The sequence below is a fragment of the Synechococcus lacustris str. Tous genome, from assembly GCF_003011125.1.
Lineage (GTDB): Bacteria > Cyanobacteriota > Cyanobacteriia > PCC-6307 > Cyanobiaceae > Synechococcus_D > Synechococcus_D lacustris.
This window is the reverse complement of the sequence record NZ_PXVC01000021.1, coordinates 1-17,458: the sequence shown is the minus strand read 5'-3', so window position 1 is coordinate 17,458 and position 17,458 is coordinate 1. Positions and strand designations below refer to the sequence as shown.

Genomic DNA, 17,458 nt, shown 5'->3' with positions numbered 1-17,458 from the left:
AGAATGAACTTGCAGCAACCCAGGCTCACGGTGTTGAGCGGCCCCAGTGGAGTGGGGAAGGGCACTTTGGTGAAGGCGCTACGAATGAAATATCCCCAGCTATGGCTTTCCGTTTCAGCCACCACTCGATTGGCCAGGCAGGGGGAAGTGGATGGAATTGATTACTTTTTTAAAAGCAGCGCTGCTTTTAAAGCGCTGGTGGCCAGCGGTGGCCTGTTGGAGTGGGCTGAATTTGCCGGCAACTGCTACGGCACACCAAGGCAACCGGTGGAGCAACGGCTTGCTGCTGGTGCACCGGTGTTATTGGAAATTGAATTAGAAGGCGCCCGCCAGGTGCGCAAATCTTTCCCCCAGGCTTTTCAAATCTTCCTGAAACCACCATCCATGGCGGTGCTTGAAGCCAGGATTAGGGGAAGGGGTACAGAACAGGAGGRGGCAATCCAGCGGCGTTTGGCTAGGGCCGAGCAAGAATTAAAGGCAGAGGTTGAATTCGATGCGGTGGTGGAAAACAACGAATTAGCTGATGCCCTAGCCCAACTGGAGTTGCTGATGGGGTTTAGCCAGGAACAAACAACATGTCCGGAAACAAATGATTGAATTCAATCATGATTACGGCAGTGATTGTGAACCAAAATGCAGCAAATACTGGGGCGGTGGTGAGAAATTTTTTCATGGTTTGTGGCTAATTTTTTGTGGCTGCTAAATGAAAGGTGTTTTGGGTGCTGTTTTCTTTGATATCAGCGGGGCGAAACGGTTACTTTGCTGTCGTCTTCCGTAAGTTTGTTGGAAGTTAGTTCAGCAAAAGCAGCCAGGGGCCACTTGGCGGCATCAAGGGTGCACTTGAGGGCGATGGGAAGGTCGATCTGGATCTCCTTCATGTTCGCGTCTTTGCCCTTAACGGCCTGGATGTAGGAGCGGCCAGCCCAGCCAATGCAGCCGGTGATGTAGAGGAAAGCGATGCCGGGAAGCATGAAATCACCGGCGTGGCTCCAGCGGCCATCCACTACCAGGTGGGGTAAGCCATCGCTGCCGCAAAGRGCCTGGCCATAGCGCTCGAAGCGAGCTTGGGCCGAAGCGGTTTTGGCTGTTTTYGCCCTGGATTGAAAGCGAACGTTCTCACTGCAAGGGGTGAGACCGGCCAGGCTCGCATGGGCCAATGGAGCAAAACCCAAAAGCAGATAGCCGCAGAGAGCCACGGCAAATACTTTTGAAAACGCTTTGGAGATCAGTTGTTGCATGATGCGCATGATGGGCAGGCCCGCTCTGCGGTTGCTGCCAGCAGATTAGTTGTGGTTACTCCCCCTAATGCCAACGGTTCTTGCCCTCGAAACAAGTTGTGACGAGTCTGCGGCCGCGGTGGTGCAAAACGGCCTAGTGCTCAGCAGTGAAGTGGCAAGCCAGGTGGAGGAACAYGCCCTGTTTGGTGGGGTGGTGCCGGAACTTGCCTCCCGCCGCCATGTGGAGGCACTACCCCATTTAGTTGAAAGCGCTTTAACAAAAGCCCAGATTGAGCTGAGCAGCCTCGATGGCGTGGCGGCCACCGTGGCACCAGGCCTTTTAGGKGCCCTGATGGTGGGATCCGTTACGGGGCGCTGCTTGGCCCAATTGGCTGGGGTGCCGTTTATCGGCATTCACCACCTAGAGGGTCACCTTTGTTCGGCGCTGAGTGGCAACCCAGCCCCTGAACCGCCCCTAATGGTGCTCCTGGTGAGTGGCGGCCAYACCGAATTAATAGCGCTGAGGTCCTTTGGTAATTACGAACGCCTAGCCGGCAGCCGTGATGATGCGGCKGGAGAAGCTTTCGACAAAGTTGCCCGCCTCCTCGGTTTGGCCTATCCGGGGGGACCGGCCCTTGAAATTGCCGCCCGTGGCGGCGATCCGCTGCGCTTTCGKTTCCCGCCAGGGCGGATCTCCCTGCCGGAAGGGGGYATACACCCCTACGACTTCAGCTTTAGTGGCCTAAAAACWGCAGTGCTCAGGGAGGTGCAGCGCTGGCAAAGCGCYGGTAAGCCTTTGCCGGTGGCGGATCTAGCCGCCTCTTTTCAGCAGGTGGTGTGCAAAGTTTTGGTGGAACGCAGTGTGCGCTGCRCCATTGATCAGGGCTTGCCTGGCTTAGTGGTGGTTGGTGGGGTGTCGGCTAATGGGGAGTTGCGGCGCCAACTAATTGGCGCATGTAGTGCCGCGAGCCTCAATTTGCATCTAGCCCCCCTGGCCTGGTGCACCGATAACGCAGCGATGATTGGTTTAGCTGSCTGCAAACGCCTGCAATTAGGGCAAAGTTCAGCCTTAAATCTTGGCGTWGCGCCCCGCTGGCCCCTGGCAAAAGCCCACAAGCTTTATGGAGCTGCGCCTTTTTAATTAAAAAAATCATTTAATATTTCCAAATTAATTTCGCTTTGCCATGGCCCCCACCAACCAGCTTGATCGAACTGAGTTGAACGCTTGGCGCCGTGGTTTCACCCCCCAAGCCGAGATTTGGAATGGCCGTTTGGCAATGCTTGGCCTTTCCCTGGGCCTTGGTGCCTTGGTGGTTTGGCGTTTGATTGCCACCGCCTAGGGCTCTTTAGGATCWAYCTGCTTGTTATTTGCCCTTGGCTTCCCTACCGCGCGTCACYCTGGTGCTRGGCACCAGACCGGAAGCCATCAAATTGGCACCGGTAATTTTGGCCTTCCAGGCGTCGCCACTATTTGAAACCAGGGTTGTTTTAACYGGCCAGCACAAGGAGATGGTTGCCCAGGTGATGCAGTTGTTTCAACTGCAAGCCCAGCGGGATTTGGAATTGATGACCCCWAGGCAAACCCTCACCCACGTAACCTGCGCTGCCCTCGAGGGTTTAAGGCTTGAATTTGGTGAAAACCGCCCCGATTTGGTGCTGGTGCAGGGTGATACCACCACAGCCTTTGCTGCAGCCCTAGCTGCTTTTTACGATCAAATCCCAGTTGGCCATGTGGAAGCTGGCCTGCGCACCAATAATTTGTTTGATCCATTTCCTGAGGAGGCAAACCGGCGCTTAATTTCCCAGGTGGCTCAGTTGCATTTCGCGCCAACAACTGAATCRGCCAAAAATTTGCAAGCATCAGGTGTGGTGGGGGAAATACAYACCACTGGCAACACAGTTATTGATGCTTTGTTGTTGATGGCAGCTGCCGCACCCCGTTGTGATGTGCCGGGCCTTGATTGGCAAAAACACCGGGTGATTCTCGCCACGGTGCACCGGCGCGAAAATTGGGGAGCGCCCCTAAAACACATCGCCATGGGTTTTTTAAAGGTGCTGGAACGCCACCCCGATACGGCATTGCTATTGCCWTTACATAAAAATCCAACGGTGCGGGAACCATTGCAGGAATGGCTTGGTGATCATCCACGCGTATTTCTCACCGAACCGCTTGATTACGACCGTTTAGTGGCTGCRATCCGTGGCTGCACATTATTACTTACAGATTCAGGTGGTTTGCAAGAAGAAGCTCCATCTTTGGGTAAACCAGTKCTTGTTTTAAGGCGCACCACCGAACGCCCAGAAGCAGTGGAAGCAGGCACAGCAAAATTAATTGGCACTTCCACTGAAGCGATAGAAGCTGAAACCTGCCTGTTGCTTGAAAACAAGGCTGCCTATGAAGCAATGGCCATGGCCCACAACCCCTTTGGTGATGGCAAGGCCAGTGAACGAATYGTTGCAGCTAGCGCGGCATATCTAGCGGTTAATTAATTAGATAGTTAATTCTCTTTGCGTTTCTTTGCCCAYGGTGGTAGATCGATAAATACCCTTTCGCCTGCTTTWATCCCACTGAGTATTTGAGTGTTGCGGCCGCTGCTACTGCCAAGGCTTACCTCTTGAAAGCGCGGTTGGTTGCCAGGCCCCGGCACCAGCAGGCCAGGTTTGCCGTTTTCAGTTACGATTGCAACTGTGGGGACCAGGGGTTTTGGCGGCAGGCGGCCCGCATCAAAATCTATGTCGGCAGTCATGCCGATGCGTAAGGTATTTGGTGGTGGATTAAGTAAACCTAATTCAACTTTTACAGTTGTTACGTTGCTGCTTTTTTCCGTGCGAGGTGAGATKCGTTGCACTTTAGCTTCAAAACGTTTGTCTGGAAATGCATCAACGCGAATGCTGGCAGCTTGCCCATATTTAATGCGGCCGATATCACTTTCAGGCACCTTKGCRTTTACCTGTAAACCAGAGGCCAATTCAACAATTGAAGAGCTGGTGGCTCCTGCTGTTGCACTGGCAGCGGTGGTGGGGGTTACGTAGGAGCCGGGATCTGCGTAGCGGTTGGTGATAGTGCCTGCAAATGGAGCGCGAACAACTAAATCGCCAGATTCAACCGATCTTTGCGCTARGCGTTGGCGGGCGGCATTGTAAAGGGCTTGGCTGCTTTCGTAGGCAGCTTTATAGCGGCTGATGTCGTCGCCACTGATGGCACCATCACTAAACAATGAACGCCGGCGTTCGTATTCACTACGGCTGCGATTTAGATCAACTTTTGCTGAATCAATTTGGGCTTGTAGTTCCTCTAARCGGTTGCGGATGTCGCTGGGATCCATGCGGGCCARTGGTTGGCCAGCTTTAACTACATCACCCTCATCAACATAAAGTTCTAATAATTGACCCTGTTTTTTAGGGCTTACATTTACCCTTTGCTGCGCTTCTATTTCACCGCTGGCTGTGATTATCCCAGCCAGGCTGCCCTGGCGCACTTCGGTTGTGTAAGGGGTGATGTTGCGCTTWGGGCCCTTAAGCAGCTGCAGCACTAAAAAGCCACTGCCGCTGCCCAGCAGCGCCAATAGCAATATTGCTGGCCACCAACGCCGCAGTAGGGGTGGCGGGGATTGGCTTGAGGTGGGTTTGTTGATGGCTGAGCATCGATCTGCAAGCATTCTTGATGAATTTGCCAGCAGTGGCGAGTGCGGCTCMCCCAATCTAGATTGAATCAATGCTGAAAGCCGGAATCGTRGGGCTGCCCAATGTGGGCAAATCCACCCTTTTTAAYGCCCTTGTGGCCAATGCCCAAGCCCAGGCGGCCAATTTCCCGTTTTGYACKATCGAGCCCAATGTGGGCACTGTGGCGGTGCCAGACCCAAGGCTTGAGCAATTGCGGCAGCTATCCAATTCAAAAGATGTGGTGCCCACCAGGGTGGAATTTGTTGATATYGCTGGCTTAGTGGCAGGGGCCAGCCAGGGGGARGGGTTAGGTAATAAGTTTTTGGCCAATATCCGCGAGGTGGATGCGATTGTTCATGTGGTGCGTTGCTTTGAAGACAACGATGTGATCCATGTGAGYGGTTCCGTTGACCCRGTGCGTGATGCGGAAGTAATTAATTTGGAGCTAGCACTTGCAGATATTTCCCAAATTGATAAACGGCGAGAGCGTTTAAAAAAGCAACTGCGCACCAGTAAGGAAGCCCAGTTAGAAGATGATTTACTCGCCCGCATTGGCGTGGAACTCGATGGTGGCGGTGCGGCGCGTAATTTAAATATAAGCAGTGAGGAGTATCTTATGATTAAACCGCTTGGTTTGTTAACTGCAAAGCCGATTATTTATGCKGCMAATGTAAGTGAAGATCACTTGGCGGGCGGCAATCCATTTGTTGATGCGGTTGCAGAATTAGCAAAAAAAGAGGCTGCTCAAACTGTRAAAGTAAGTGCTCAAGTKGAAGCGGAACTAGTTGAACTTGGYGAAGATGAACGCAATGATTAYCTTGAGGGTTTGGGCGTTAGTGAAGGTGGATTRCGCAGTTTGATTAGCGCCACCTATCAACTGCTTGGCCTTCGYACTTATTTCACMACAGGTGAAAAAGAAACCCGCGCTTGGACCATCAAAGCAGGCATGACGGCACCGCAAGCAGCTGGGGTGATCCACACYGATTTTGAACGGGGTTTCATCCGCGCTCAAACAATTGGCTATGRCCAATTGCTAGAAGCAGGTTCCCTTGCAGAAGCCAAGGCCAAGGGTTGGTTGCGCAGTGAAGGTAAGGAATATGTGGTGGCAGAAGGTGATGTGATGGAGTTTTTATTTAATGTATAGGTTGATTTAGGTTGTTTGGCTGTAATTTCCGYAGCCAGGGCTCCAGSGGTTCGCAACGGATGCCATCAATCAAAAGCGGTTCTGGTGCAAAAGAAAGCAATASACGTTCCGCTTGAGGGTAATCAACKCCAAAAGCYTTTARGCCAGYTAGATCAYGCTTATCGATGCGGGCACTGCGCTTCACCTCAATAGCCCAAAACAGATCAGGGCCATACACCACAAAATCCACYTCYAGGCCGGAGCGGGTGCGCCAAAARCTCAAGCTATCGCCTTGRCKCCGCAATTGACAAAAGGCRCGCAGGTGCTGAGCCACWAGTGTTTCTAAGGCCAAWCCTTCGATTTCTTGSGCAGAATCGAGGGGGCCACGGGGCCGCAGGCTCCGGTACACGCCAACATCAAAATAAAAGAATTTGTGGTGCTGAACWAGTTGCCGTTTGGCCCGTTTCTGAGGGATCTCAGCTTCGCGGGCAAGGGAGGCCAGATTGAGTTGGCTTGCTTGGGAAAAGCTGATYACCTCYAAAAAACGACTGAAATCGCCGATTTGGCGCACCAACATCAGCGGCTTGCCAAATCAAAGGCACTAGGCCGATCTTGAGCGCCCTTKAAAGATCAAAAGCAGCGCCAACCGTCCGCCCAGCAGACTGGCAGCGCCATGCTCCGGTTGTTCCTCCAACAGCGAAGGCACCACATCCAGCAGCTGGGGTGCCTTCTGGATTTCATCGATCACAATTGTGTGCGCTTCAGGYTCGGCGGCGATGCGCTCCCGCAGCCGCTCCGGCCTGGCCTGGAAGGCGCGCAGCAGCTCAGGCGCAAGCAGATCGATTCGWAGGGCSAAGGGAAACATTTGGGCCAGCCAGGTGGATTTACCTGTGCCMCGGGGACCAAACAAGAAGAAGCCCTGGGCTGGAGGCTGCAAAAAACGCGTTACAACCGCCATTTATGCAGCCAAAATGGAGTTAATAGCGCCAATTTAGCAAGAAACCCGCGGTTTTTCCTGATGCGGTTTTTACAATTTCACCCCAAATAAATGGCCGGCCGCTGCGGCCTTGCCGTAAGGGTTTCACTGATGCCTAATTCATCGCGGGCATGGGCTTCTAAGGCGCCTTGAAGGCTGAGTTTCTCTAATTCAGCCTCTGGATCAGATATCAATTCCGCCGCTTCCTTAGCCAGATCTGCTTTTTCTATATCCGCCTGGTGCTCTCAATACAACCGCAAGACTTAAATTAAAAAAGTAGCAGCAGAGATCAGGCTCGCAACCCACGATCACATTTCTAAAACGAGAGGTGGGATCCCAGCTGTATATCAATGAGTGGTTGCCCTATGGGCTCTGAAAAAGCTAAGCGTTCGATGCCTTGATCAAGGCATCGCTAGTTCAAGCAGACAGAGCAGGTATTACTTTCATGGCATCAATATTGGCGGCAACGGCAGCAAAATTTACGGTAGTACCAAAATATGGAGAATCAGGACTGATTGCTTTATTTGTGAGTGCGGCACCTGCAAATGCAGCACCAAATAGATGGCGTATTACCATCAAACCATCACCAAGGGCAGTGGTTTTTCCGTCTTTATCAACATCAAGTAAACCAGTTGTTATACCTTGCTGTATAAATTCATGAATTTCAGTAGTGGTACGTGTTGAGGTAGGAGACATTGCTTTATTTGTTAGGGCATCACCGGCAAAAGCAGCACCAAATAATTTTCTAATTACCATTAAGCCATCGCCAAGGGCGGTTATTTTGTCATCGCCATCAACATCAAGGTTAAATGATYTTGATTTAATTGAWGWATCMACAATACTTACTGATGCTGTAGYKCCAACCTGCAGAGTGCGGGCAACATCAGAATAAAGTTTTATATTTAAAGTTTCAGCACTTTCTGTTGTTAAATCATTTGCAAGAGTATGTGTAAAAGTAAATTTACCAGTGGAATCTGTTATACCTTCCCCTGTAAGGGCGCCTGCAGAGAAATCAGCCGCAGTTATTCCAATTCCAGAGAGTGAGTAATAAAGTGTGGTACCTGATGCAAGATTAGTAGTAGTAACGGTACTTCTAAGAACTGCACCTTCATTGATTGTTGTTGCTGATGGGGTGAGGGWATAGGTGGGTGGAGCCCCAGGTAACTGTATTACTGTTTTTGTTATGTCATTAAATTTAATATATTCTATTCGTGTCAATGTATCAGACCCATCTCGATCCAACGTTAAATCAATAATCTTCAACAGATCATTGTCAAATGTGATTTGATAATTACTAAAGTTACCTTGATAAGTTGCAGTATCATTTCCTTCGCCGCCATCTATGAAATCATCACCAGCACCACCCGACAAAATATCATCACCCAGTCCACCGTAAATCAAATCTAATCCTAACTCTCCAGAAATCACATCATTTCCACCCCCTCCATCTAAATCATCAAAACCATCTCCTCCTAGAATCTTATCATCGCCGATTTCTCCAAAAACACCATCACTTCCAGAATTCCCTTGAAAGAAATCATTACCGCTTCCAAGGTTTGCAAAAACTCTATGCCCACCATCTGAWACTGATACTGTGTCATCACCAGCAAGTAGTCTGATCGTATTATCTGCCCATTTACTATCAAGGGATAATGTGTCATTGCTAGATGTGCCAAAACCAGTTTTTTTGAAAGATTTTAAATTAGGAACCTCAGCTATATATTGATTATATGCCATACTATAATTTTTAGAGTCAAGCGTGAATATAGTTTCTGATGTTAAAAGTAAATTCAATGCCTTGTCTAGCCGATCAATTGTGGCTAAAGCCTTTGAATACAAATAGACAGCAGAAGTACTCCCAAATGCTGCTTGAGGTCCATAAGTATATGTATCGTCACGGGCTTGTTCTCGCTCTTCATAGTTCTTTTGAATCCAGTCACTAATAGCTTTTATTGATTCAGCTGATAATTCTGGAAATTTCGTAATTCTCCAATCCATATATTTAATTGATTAATTAATAACTTTACAACCTTAGCATGACCTCGCTTTTATGCTTAAGATTTTATAATCTTTAGTTTATATAGCCTCACAACTCCAACCCAAGACCCGCCAGTGCTGCTGCTCTTCTGAGGCAGCAACTCGCAGCAACCTCAGCAGCAGGTGCTTTTGATGCTGACTCCAGTGGTTCTGATGCCACTGCTGAGTAGTGGAGCAGATCACCATCAGCAGTGGGGATCGTCAAACGCCCAGTGACTACAACAGCAGCACCAACTAATCCAGGCGGGTTTGTGTATTTCTAGATGATGTTTAGATCTATCTAAACAAGACGCATGGCATCAATATTGGCGGCAACGGCAGCAAAATTTACGGTAGTACCAAAATATGGTGAATCAGGATTGATTGCTTTATTGGTGAGTGCTGCACCTGCAAAGGCAGGACCAAATAAATGCCGWATTACCATCAAACCATCACCAAGGGCAGTGGTTTTACCATCTTTATCAACATCAAGTAAACCAGTTGTTATACCTTGCTGAATAAATTGATGAATTTCAGCACTGGTACGTGTTGARGTKGGAGACATTGCTTTATTTGTTARKGCATCWCCWGCAAAAGCAGCACCAAATAAYTTTCTRATTACCATTAAACCATCACCAAGRGCGGTTATTTTGCCATCGCCATCAACATCAAGGTTAAATGATTTAGACTTAATTGATGTATCAACAATTGACACGGTTGCAGTTTCACCAACTTGAGTTGATCTTGCTTCATCAGGAAATAGTTTAATTGCTAAGCTTTCAKCACCTTCTGTTGTTAGATCATTTGCAAGCGTATGTGTAAAGGCAAATTTACCAGTGGCATCTGTTATGCCTTCTCCAGTAAGAGCACCAGCAGAAAAATCAGCAGTTGTAATTCCAGTGCCGCTTAAGGCGTAATAAAGTTTGGTGCCAGTTGCAACATTAGTTGTATTAACAGTACTAGTAAGAACTGCACCTTCATTGATAGTTGTTGCTGATGGGGTGAGGGTATAAGTGGGAGCAGGAGTAGTTGAAGAATCAACAACACTCACTGTTGCAGTTGATCCAACTTGAACTGTGCGGGCAGTATCAGAATATAGTTTTATAGATAATGTTTCAGCACCTTCTGTTRWTAGATCATTTGYAARAGTATGGGTAAAGGTAAAYTTACCAGYRGCATCTGTTATGCCTTCTCCTGTAAGAGCACCTGCAGAGAAATCAGCAGCAGTGATTCCAGTKCCRCTTAAGGMGTAATAAAACTTGGTGCTTGTTGTAACATTAGTAGTAGTAACGGTACTTGTAAGAACTGCACCTTCATTAATGGTTGATGATGATGGGGTGAGGGTATAGGTGGGAGCAACGGCGCTAACAGTTACAGCCGCAACAGTGAGGAATTCTTGGAAGTTTTGGGCATCGGTATAAAAAACCTGAACACGGATTTGTTTTGCTTGTTCTGCATTAGTGATGGTATAGATGGCGGCATTGGCACCAATGTTGCTCCAAGTGGTGCCATCAGTTGATGATTGCCACTGATAGTCAATTTTGGTAGGGTCTCCATCCGTATCCTTGGTTACTTCTATTGCCGTAAGCGTTTGACCATTAGCAGGAGATCCTTTGATGGAGAACGCTGCTTGCCCGTTGTTGACGTCAGCAAGTAAAGTGGAAATATTTAAACCTTCAATTCCCAAAAGCGCCGAAGCACTTGCCTTGCCCTTTAATACATAGCCTTTATCCCAGTAACTTCCCACTAGGTTCGCATAATCAATAGAGGCTTTGCTAGACGCTTCGGCCTCCAAGCGAAATTTGCCTGCATAAGGGGTTGCAAGATCTACTTTAAGTGATCTATCATTTATAGATGAATCCAAATTGAGAATATAAACAACTTGGCCAGTATTGACATCGATGAGTTGGAGGTGAGTTGAAGCTACTGCATTGGCGATAAATCTATACTCGAGATATCGTTTAGGACTACGGTCTGGGTCATAGTAGTATGACTCCTGATTCTCGGGATTAGTTTGTCCTTGGTAGGAATTAAATCTAATTGATAAGTGCTGTTCGTTTTGCAACTCAAACTCAGGTGAGGCAACACGAGTCTTTGCATTACCTTCCCCTTTAAATTCTAGAAGCTGAATACTTTTGCCATCAAAAGTTTTGCTACCACTAGCCGTTACTGTGCCTTCTATTTGCAGTTCTTGATCTAACTCTTTAAGACCATAATTGATATCTACACTTGCACCTTCAGGTTTGCTGTCTTTACTGCTATTTATTTCATGGAATTGTTTTAAGCTGATCTCTTTGTTAGCGCCACGGGGCTCTTTCCCCAACATTACGATCTGCTCGATTGTATTGCCGTAATAATCGACTGTTTGCAGCCGAATGCTATAAATTTCGAGATCAAATACCTCAGCTTGACCTAAAAAAAGCAAGTTATTGCCACTTATCTTGAAAAGTTTATTACTTTCATCTCCTTTGCCGTTTACTAAAGTAAAATTATGGTGATCATTAGTGTCTATATCATTTGAGAGCAAGTATGCCGCAATATTATTGGCACTTAGAGTTTGACTTGCCTTTAATATATAGCTTTCTTTCGGCGGCGTGTCACCAATTACATCAAGGACATTGAGTGTTATCTTTTGACTTAGTCTGAGGCCTTGACTGTCTTCTGCAATAATATCAACGGAGCAAGTTTTTTGAGTCTCGTAATCGAGTGGTTGCTCAAGTAAAAGCGCATTATCTTTTATTGAAAACTTGCTGTTGTTATTTTGATTATTACTTGGAGCCAATGAGTATATTGCTGAATCTCCCTTATCTTGATCATGGGATCTAATTGTTGCTACTGATGAGCCAATGGCAGTGTTCTCAAGAACTATAAGATTTGACAAGGATATTGAATCCGGAGGCTCCGGTTGATCTATAATCTGTAACTGAATAAAATTTTCTATTTCTGATTCGTCTTTGCCAAATCCAGCTATTCTGACATTGTAGGTGCTCTGACTTTCATAGTCGGGTGCATCTTTTAGATACAATTTAGTACCCTCGATCCTGAAGCTTGCGTTGTCATTTTGGCCATCTCCATCCCAAAGGAAATATGTATAGGTTCCTGATCCTTCATTATTTGAAAGGCTAATCTCTGCGACTGGGTTGACTAGTGAACTATTTTCAATAATCTCATAGCGGTTAAGAAGAATCTTGGGACGATCTGCTGCTGCTGCCCACTCACCTTTATTGTCCATGGTACCCACAAAGATATCAACGCTACTTGCTGACAATATTTCGTTGGATCCAAAAAATATCCCCCCTGAGAATGTTCCAGAAGCTCTAATATTTCCGGTTTGATCATCTATTGTTATATCGTTTAAGTAGTCAGCATTTTTCCCTCCTGCGCTGGTAGCCCAATTTATTTCACCATCCTGCGACAGGGATGCTATGAACACGTCGGATCCTCCAAGGCTTTGCTTGACGGACTTCCCAAAGTCAATTGTATTGTGGTAAATACCTCCAAAAATAACATCACCTTTCCCTGTAGTCTTTACTACTGTGCCACCATCATTTCCATCTCCTCCAAAGGATCTAGCCCACTCAAAATTACCATTTTTTGAGATTTTCGCAATGTATATATCCGAACTACTCCCAGACTTTTCACTTAGCGTCAAGGATCCAAATCCTGCATTACCACTAAAACTTCCCGTTACGTAGCAGCTACCGTCGTTGAGCAATTTTATAGCCGAAATACTTGTGTTAGAATTGCCACCGGCTGTTTTTAGCCATTTTAATGTCCCATCCTTTGCGAGGCTTGCAACAAATATATTGACACCATATCCACCACTACCAGTCAGGCCGTCTGAGCTAATGCTCCTGTTAAAATAACCGGATACGATTATATCGCCAGCTGAATTAGTATCAATTGCTTGAACTAACGTGTCATAGGGGGAATTAAATGTCTTAATCCATGTGGCGTCGTTGCCCGACAGAGGCTTGCTCACAACATAGCAAGCGACACGGTCTTTGATTGAAGCTTGTTGCGTTCCTATTGTAATCGTGCTTCCATACGCACCGAATGCTTTGCCGCTGAATAAGATATTATTTATGTCAATGGCTTTTACCAGTGATTTACTGTAGTCATCTATTCTAAACTCTGCTACGTTGGAAGGTTTTCCTTCAGGTGAAAACATCAGGATTGTTCCCATTCTGCTGGGAGAAGTCTGATAGGAAACAAAGGCTTTATTGTCAGCGACTTCTAAAAAGTAAACTATTTCGTTTTTTTCTGTGCCATAGTTTATAGCTGAATCCCATTCTCCGAATGAATTTGTACTTGATACAAATAGATCTTTGGCGCCATTGGAATTAATCGCAAAGTCTCCGAAAACGGCGCTGGCACTGAACAGCCCCAGTACGAATATATTGCCTTGCTTATCGAATTTTACTGCAGTAATTTCTGAAAGATTCTTACCACTAATTCTATAAAATAATTTAAGATTACTTGCTTCAGCTTCAATTGTAACTCCGTTCTTGTTTACTATTGTGTGATGGTCGTTTTTGGCTTCGACCTTTTCCAATTCTCTTGATTTGGTACGCCCCTTTATTTCCTCGGCAAAGACGTAGCCTTCATCCCCAGGAGTATCTACTGCATTGAATAATCCATCTAGATGATGCCCCAGTTCTTCTGTGAGTACAGCAAATACATCTKCWTTTCTTGCACCWTATAGCCAGKTTTCATTTARATAAATCTTGCCAGTGCTGATTGCRTAAGCGCCCATTGCGCCACTGATATCTGCAGCAGAAAGCAGTTCAAYTTCTGGCAAGCTATTGAAATCAGCTGCTGCCCATTCATCTATCAGTATTTGCAACCCTTCTGGAATACCACTCAGCAGCAGTGCTTCTTGCGCAGCAGTTACTAATGAACCACCCTTTGCCCATTGCTGCAACAAACTTTTCCACTGGTTCAGCAGCGGGCTCAGAATTGTATTGGGTTTTCTAAATGCCATAAAACCCAAACCCTCATGAAACGGCAGAGAAGCAGCGCGTACCTGGAGACAGAACGCTTTTAGCATCTGTATCTCTTTATATTGTATTCCTTTTTAAGTATTTCGTCAGGTTTATGCGGATATTGCATAAATCAGTAATGGCAAAGTGTTTCAGCGTTTTATTGCAGCGCACTAGGTAGTTTTATTAATCCATTACTGCAGTTCACCCCCATAACTCCAACCCAAGACCTGCCAGTGCTGCTGCCCGTCTCAAACAGCAACTAGCAGCAACTTCAGCAGCGGGTGCCTTTGATGCCGATTCCAGTGGTTCTGATGCCACTGCGGAGTAATGGAGCAGATCACCATCAGCAGTTGGGATCGTTAAACGACCTGTTACTACAACAGCAGCACCAACTAATCCAAGCTGGTTTGTKTRTTCCCAGATGTTGTTTGGATCTATCTAAACAGGACGCATSGCATCAATATTTGCGGCAACGGCAGCAAAGTTTGCGGGAGGACCAAAGTATGGTGAATCAGGACTGATTGCTTTATTYGTGAGTGCTGCACCTGCAAAMGCAGCACCRAATAGATGGCGTATTACCATCAAACCATCMCCAAGGGCAGTGGTTTTACCATCYTTATCWACATCTAATAATTTGCTATCAATACTACTTTGAATATTTGCATGTACTTGAGCGGCAACATCTGCCTTCTGTTGAGTAGTTAAGGTGTTATATGCAWTACCRTTTAAATAAGGTGAATCAGGKGATATTGCCTTRTTAATTAAAGCATCACCAGCAAAAGCAGCACCAAATAGTTTGCGKATAACCATTAATCCATCACCTAATGCTGTTACCTTGCCATCACCATCAACATCAAGTGAGAAWGAAAATGGTTTCAATGATGCTGAGGTTGCAGTAAATCCATAACCAGATGCTGCTTCTGWTTCGGTGAAATTGATAGAGGTATCTTTAAGACCTGTAATTGGATCAATTGGTTTATCAAGTGAWTTAAATATTAAATCTGCGAGTTTTACTGGCACTCCGGCAGTTGGGAATTTTCCTGTAAATGATGCGATATTAATTGGTATAAATGAATCTGTTGTGGCATCATTATCGGTATTTGCAGTGTCTTGTTGAGTAGCACCAATTTGGAAAAGATCTGCCTGTGTTTTATTGGTTATACCAGTAGTTGAATTGAATGATAATAGAGCGGAATTAAAGTGCACCTTAAAACTCAAACCAGTGGTGGATGAACCGTCACTGGTGCTGTAATTAATCGGAACAGTTAATTCCTTGTTGCGTTGATAATGAATTGGTATTGTAGAAGACGAAAGTGATTGAACTTCTTTAATTTTAGTACTTATTGAGGTGTCGGCAATACTCACTGATGCAGTTAACCCGACTTGTGTTGAACGGGATGAATCAGAATAAAGTTTTATGGATAGAGTTTCTGTTCCTTCTGTTGTTAGATCATTTGCAAGCGTATATGTAAAGGCAAATTTACCAGTGGCATCTGTTATGCCTTCTCCAGTAAGAGCACCAGCAGAAAAATCAGCAGTTGTAATTCCAGTGCCGGTTAAGGCGTAATAAAACTTGGTGCCGGTTGCAACATTAGTTGTAGTAACAGAACTTGTAAGAACTGCACCTTCATTGATAGTTGTTGCTGATGGGGCAAGGGTATAGGTGGGAGTAGAAGTAGATTCTGAAAAGATGCGAATCGCACTAATCTTAGGCGGTACATTATCAATAATATAGCTGGGGTTATTGTTGATTACGTTAAARGAARTACTTTCAGMTGTTACWCCWAKTTTAGCRGCAAATTTTGCCAWTTCATTGGCGCTTGGAGTGCTACCTATACTGGTATTAATGTTTASCATAAGAGAATTACCACTTTTATCATTCATCCATARATTYTGTATRTACCACTTTCCTGGCATTGCATTTTCAKTTAGTKTAATRGYTTTRCGAAATGTTCCATTTTTATCCGATCCTTTAACTATATCCGCTCTAGTTAGGTAACCACCGTTATTAATTGACTGTCCGGATTGATTTAGATTGGCAATACTATAATAAGCAAGATTAGCATCTGGGGAGTCGATGTCATCCGCACTTTGCCCGAAAATAATCCCTGAGAGATCATTAAAATCTATTTCAACTGTTATATCACCTCCAGTTGCACCAATTGCAATCTCTTTAGAACTAAATCTAATWGCRGTAATMKTAGGKGGTTCATTATCAATRRCAGAGWYTGGGTTRTTATTGATTACRTTRAAGGAAGTRCTTTCAGSTGKTACTCCAAGTTTAGCGGCAAAYTTTGCAACTTCACTGGCGCTTGGGGTTGCACCAGTACTGGTATTAAAATATGCATTAAGGGAATTACCACTTTTATCGTTCATCCAAAGATTTTGTATATACCACTTTCCTGGAATTGCATTTTCAGTTAGTGTAATGGTTTTACGAAGTGTTCCATTTTTATCCGTTCCCTTAATAATATCTGCTCTARTAAACGAATAATAGTTTTGAATTCCATTCATTGAAGTATAATTGGAATTTGCTAGTGAAATAGWGCCTGCGTAGTCATCCGGTGAATCAACACCTTCTATAYTTTGCTGAAAACTTATTCCGGAGATATCACTAAAATCTAATTCAAGTGTTATCTCACCTCCWGTTGCACCAATTKSAATCTCTTTWGAACTAAATCTAATAGCGGTAATMKTAGGTGRTTCATTATCAATRAYAGRRTTKGGGTTRTTATTGATTACRTTAAARGAAGTRSTTTCAGGTGWTACTCCAAGTTTWGCAGCAAATTTTACTATTTCACTGGCGGGAACGGTGTTACCAAACCCAGTATTAAGGGAATTACCACTTTTATCATATATCCCAAGGCTATGTATAAACCACTGCCCCAGTGGRGCATTGTCATTCAGTTTAATAGTTTTACKTAATGTACCATTTTTATCGGTTCCCWTAATRATATCTGCTCTAGTGAAACTATACATTCCTGCTCCAGCTATTAATTGAGAATAATTGGGATTCGCAATAAAAATAAATCCAGCATTATCCTCAAGTGAATCAACACTATCTATATTTTGCTGATAACCTATTCCAGAGATGTCATTAAAATCTAGTTCAATAGTAATCGTGCTACCAGCTACAATTTGAGGAATAGAGGAGTAATCAAATTTAGGAACAGATTCTAGCTTTACACTTATAAGTTTCGGTTCAGCCGAGTCACTAGTTACAGGTGCTGTTCCAACTACTTCAAACGTAAGGGATGCCTTATCAATACCAATAGAAACTAGATACTTATCAAGATCTGTGCCAGATTTATAGATACGGTTGCCAATGCTGTCTTCTATTGAGAGGTTTGAAATTGCATAGGTGCCAGGTAATGCATTGCCACCAACTTTTACTATGCTGCTGTAAATGCCGTCTTTAGTACTTCCAGATATTTTATCATTGTAGGTAGAAATATAGGCTGATGGACCTGTATAGGAT

Annotated in this window: 14 protein-coding genes; 5 read left to right on the top strand and 9 right to left on the bottom strand. The window is 45.3% G+C overall.

All coding sequences use genetic code 11. From position 1 onward, the window contains the following. The first annotated feature begins 3 nt into the window (after positions 1-3). Positions 4-597, top strand: a complete 594-nt coding sequence (gene gmk / locus C7K08_RS06460) for a guanylate kinase (protein ID WP_106499822.1) — start codon at positions 4-6, stop codon at positions 595-597. Here the strand turns inward: gmk and C7K08_RS06455 are convergent. Then, on the bottom strand, positions 557-673 hold the full coding sequence (locus tag C7K08_RS06455; RefSeq protein ID WP_106499821.1) for a Photosystem I reaction center subunit IX: 117 nt from the start codon (positions 671-673) through the stop codon (positions 557-559). The two genes, gmk and C7K08_RS06455, sit on opposite strands and share 41 nt — an antisense overlap. A gap of 64 nt (positions 674-737) precedes the next feature. Then, positions 738-1,238 carry a Photosystem I reaction center subunit III gene (locus C7K08_RS06450; RefSeq protein WP_106499832.1) on the bottom strand — a complete coding sequence of 167 codons (501 nt, stop codon included), beginning with the start codon at positions 1,236-1,238 and terminating at the stop codon, positions 738-740. 67 nt (positions 1,239-1,305) lie between these two features. On the opposite strand from C7K08_RS06450, the gene tsaD reads away from it, so the two are divergent. The 3 genes from tsaD to wecB are packed head-to-tail and all read left to right on the top strand — an operon-like array spanning position 1,306 to position 3,707. After that, the gene (tsaD, locus tag C7K08_RS06445) at positions 1,306-2,358 is read left to right on the top strand and encodes a tRNA (adenosine(37)-N6)-threonylcarbamoyltransferase complex transferase subunit TsaD (RefSeq protein WP_106499820.1); all 1,053 of its coding nucleotides are present in this window, start codon (positions 1,306-1,308) and stop codon (positions 2,356-2,358) included. 43 nt (positions 2,359-2,401) lie between these two features. Further along, positions 2,402-2,557 (top strand): high light inducible protein, encoded by a 156-nt coding sequence (locus C7K08_RS06440; RefSeq protein ID WP_106499819.1) that lies wholly within the window; start codon positions 2,402-2,404, stop codon positions 2,555-2,557. A 34-nt stretch (positions 2,558-2,591) separates the two neighbouring features. After that, positions 2,592-3,707 (top strand): non-hydrolyzing UDP-N-acetylglucosamine 2-epimerase, encoded by a 1,116-nt coding sequence (wecB, locus tag C7K08_RS06435; RefSeq protein WP_106499831.1) that lies wholly within the window; start codon positions 2,592-2,594, stop codon positions 3,705-3,707. 8 nt (positions 3,708-3,715) lie between these two features. On the opposite strand, the gene C7K08_RS06430 is transcribed toward wecB, so the two are convergent. Continuing rightward, positions 3,716-4,876 (bottom strand): efflux RND transporter periplasmic adaptor subunit, encoded by a 1,161-nt coding sequence (locus C7K08_RS06430; RefSeq protein WP_106499818.1) that lies wholly within the window; start codon positions 4,874-4,876, stop codon positions 3,716-3,718. Positions 4,877-4,932: 56 nt separating this feature from the next. On the opposite strand from C7K08_RS06430, the gene ychF reads away from it, so the two are divergent. Continuing rightward, complete coding sequence (gene ychF, locus C7K08_RS06425) at positions 4,933-6,024, top strand: redox-regulated ATPase YchF (protein WP_106499817.1); 1,092 nt, start codon at positions 4,933-4,935, stop codon at positions 6,022-6,024. On the opposite strand, the gene C7K08_RS06420 is transcribed toward ychF, so the two are convergent. The 6 genes from C7K08_RS06420 to C7K08_RS15430 all read right to left on the bottom strand — a co-directional run. After that, positions 6,014-6,580 carry a DUF4143 domain-containing protein gene (locus C7K08_RS06420; protein WP_241537104.1) on the bottom strand — a complete coding sequence of 189 codons (567 nt, stop codon included), beginning with the start codon at positions 6,578-6,580 and terminating at the stop codon, positions 6,014-6,016. The two genes, ychF and C7K08_RS06420, sit on opposite strands and share 11 nt — an antisense overlap. Positions 6,581-6,604: 24 nt before the next feature. Beyond that, positions 6,605-6,961 (bottom strand): AAA family ATPase, encoded by a 357-nt coding sequence (locus C7K08_RS16355; protein ID WP_241537103.1) that lies wholly within the window; start codon positions 6,959-6,961, stop codon positions 6,605-6,607. Positions 6,962-7,038: 77 nt separating this feature from the next. Then, positions 7,039-7,173 carry a hypothetical protein gene (locus C7K08_RS16635; protein ID WP_272867427.1) on the bottom strand — a complete coding sequence of 45 codons (135 nt, stop codon included), beginning with the start codon at positions 7,171-7,173 and terminating at the stop codon, positions 7,039-7,041. A gap of 223 nt (positions 7,174-7,396) precedes the next feature. Continuing rightward, entirely contained in the window at positions 7,397-8,977 is a 1,581-nt protein-coding gene (locus C7K08_RS06415; protein ID WP_133165167.1) for a calcium-binding protein, read from the bottom strand. 319 nt (positions 8,978-9,296) lie between these two features. Further along, the gene (locus tag C7K08_RS06410; protein ID WP_106499815.1) at positions 9,297-13,979 is read right to left on the bottom strand and encodes a cadherin domain-containing protein; all 4,683 of its coding nucleotides are present in this window, start codon (positions 13,977-13,979) and stop codon (positions 9,297-9,299) included. A 439-nt stretch (positions 13,980-14,418) separates the two neighbouring features. After that, on the bottom strand, positions 14,419-17,458 hold a 3,040-nt coding region (locus C7K08_RS15430), incomplete at its 5' end, for a dockerin type I domain-containing protein (RefSeq protein ID WP_206603821.1).